The organism is Longimicrobiales bacterium, assembly GCA_028823235.1.
Lineage (GTDB): Bacteria > Gemmatimonadota > Gemmatimonadetes > Longimicrobiales > Gaopeijiaceae > UBA2589.
In genome coordinates this window covers 1-2,276 of the sequence record JAPKBW010000075.1, presented here as the reverse complement: position 1 = coordinate 2,276, position 2,276 = coordinate 1, and the positions used below count along the sequence as shown (strand labels likewise).

The following is a 2,276-nucleotide window of genomic DNA, read 5'->3' as shown; positions in this document are numbered from 1 at the left end:
AGGAGACATCGCATATCCTCCTATCCCAATCGACCAGCAGTGCCTGGTCGCACTGTTTTTCCTACCCCCCACCGGACACGGAAGCGTCGGCAAGACGATCGCAGCAGCGGGCGCACCGTCTCCAATCTTCGTGGCCACCAAAGACGGTGTCCTGCCCCAACGCAAAAGCGCCCCGACCCGAAGGTCGAGGCGCCACGTCATACTCCCGACGCTTTGCAACTATTCAGGGTCGATCGTCACGGATCGTCGTGACGTCGCCGAACGCTTCGGCCCCGTCGAGGCGGATGTTTCGCGTACGGATCTTCGAACCCGCGTCCGCGCCGATCCGGACGCCCGTCGCCGTCGGCTCCTCGTTCGGTCCGACCTCTCCGTCGACGAAGCTCAAGCCTGCCTCGACGTCATAGACGTCGCAGTCGCGGACCCGGATTCTGTCGGAGTCCGTGAGAACCTCGCAGCCCGAGACCGATCCCGCGAGCGACCAGAGGTTCGAGGCAGAGACGTCCTTAAGCCGCACATCGCTGGAGCCCGCGAAGGTGTAGGCCCGAACCGTGGCACCTCCGTACCCCTCGAGCGTCGCGTGAGGGTTAGACTTCGCGTAATCGCCACAGAGCGAGGTGCCCTGAAGACCCAAGTTTTCGAGGTTTTCCGCTTCGGTGTCGCGCATCCGGACCCCGACGGCCCCGTCGATCTTGAAGCCGATAACCCCCTTGTTTACGTGGAACATGGTGTCCCCATTGCAGAGGTAATCCGACGGGGTCGGCACCAGGTCCGAGAGAACCCCCTGGGACTCGATCCACGAAACGATCTCCGGCGTGATGTTGAGGCGACTAACATTCAGGAAGGGCGGAAACTCCTCGTTGTGCGCAGCCTTCGCGACGAGCGCCTGCGCGTTGGCAAGGGCGTTGCCGCGATAGGTCGCCGTACCATCCTCCAGCGAGGTGACCGTGATCGGCGCGCCCGTGTCGGGATGGGTGTTCTTCAGCATGAAGACTGCCCCGATGGGGTCGATCGCCGGCCCCGCACCCTGCCTGACAGCGACCACCTCGTTGATGAAGGCCCGCTGGCTCGAAATCGACACGTCTCGGAAGACGATGTCGCGCGACGGGTTGGCCTTCGCTCGGTTCGGGAAACCGTTCACCGCGACCCCCAGCGGATTAACGAGGAAGCCGTAGGAGTTGCCGTCGATGATCCCATGCCAGTTGTGGTAGAGCGCGTAGGCGTCGGGATGCTCGACCGGGTCGATGAACCCCGCCCCATCCTCGATCACGTCTTCGAACACTGCGTTTACCGAGGCTCGCAGCGCCGACTGGACCTGGCTCGCGCTCAGCTCCACGCCCTGAACGCGGAGGGTCGTCGCAGAGCTTGTCATGACAAGCCAGTCGAGGTAGGCGGCAATGAAGCGCGCGTTCGAGTATGTGCCGATGACCGGAACATCCTCGCGGTTGCGCGCGGTGGTCTCGATGACCTTCAGACCCTCGACTCCATTGAGCGCGACCGCGGCGACCTCGAAGTCGACGAAGTCGACGTTCTTGATCTTCACATTGCGGTTGCCATTGCCGTGGATGCCGTGATGAGAACTTCTACCGATCGTGCCGTTCTTGATGGTCAGATTCGTGGCCGACTGGATCGTCGCCCCAAAACCGTGCGGCCCCTGGCCTGGAACGAAGGGCCGATCAGAGGTCTCGATGACCGCGAAGAAGCGCTGCAGCAGCGCGTGCTCGGCATGCTGTTCGATCGTGTGACCGTTGAGGTCAAGCGTCACGTCATCCGCGAAGATCGCTATCGCGGCGAAAAAACCTATGCCGTACGCGGCCGGGTCATACTGACCTTCTCCCATTCCAAGCTGGGATCGGAAAGGCAAACCCGCGTCGTAAGCGTCGAGCTTAGTCACTCCGTCTTCACCAAGGCTCCCGACGGGGTGAGGATTGAACGAAATATCCTCAGCCAGGCGGTAGACGCCAGGCTCCGAGATCTCGTAGGTCCCATCCTCAAATGCCGCCTGACTCAGAAGCGTCACGGCAGGACCGTCAGCCAGCGCGACGCTAGCGAGAAGAGACGTAGTTCCCGCAGCAGCAATCGCTACGAATGCAACCGAGAAGGATCTCGGCGTTGCTAATACGCACCAGTTCAAAACTTTAAAAATCCTCAAGTCCATCATACAAATCATTTCCTTATCCCAAAATTTCATCTCCGCAGGACTCCCTTGGGCAGCTCATCCAACAACGGCGACAGTTGTGTCATTTTTCGCACACCAGACGGCCTTGTCAATCTTTCTT

At 60.9% G+C, this 2,276-nt stretch carries 1 protein-coding gene; it reads right to left on the bottom strand.

Going from position 1 to position 2,276, the window contains the following annotated elements; genetic code table 11:
* Window positions 1-223: 223 nt before the first annotated feature.
* On the bottom strand, window positions 224-2,167 hold the full coding sequence (locus OSA81_13670; protein ID MDE0900050.1) for a right-handed parallel beta-helix repeat-containing protein: 1,944 nt from the start codon (window positions 2,165-2,167) through the stop codon (window positions 224-226).
* Window positions 2,168-2,276: the final 109 nt, after the last annotated feature.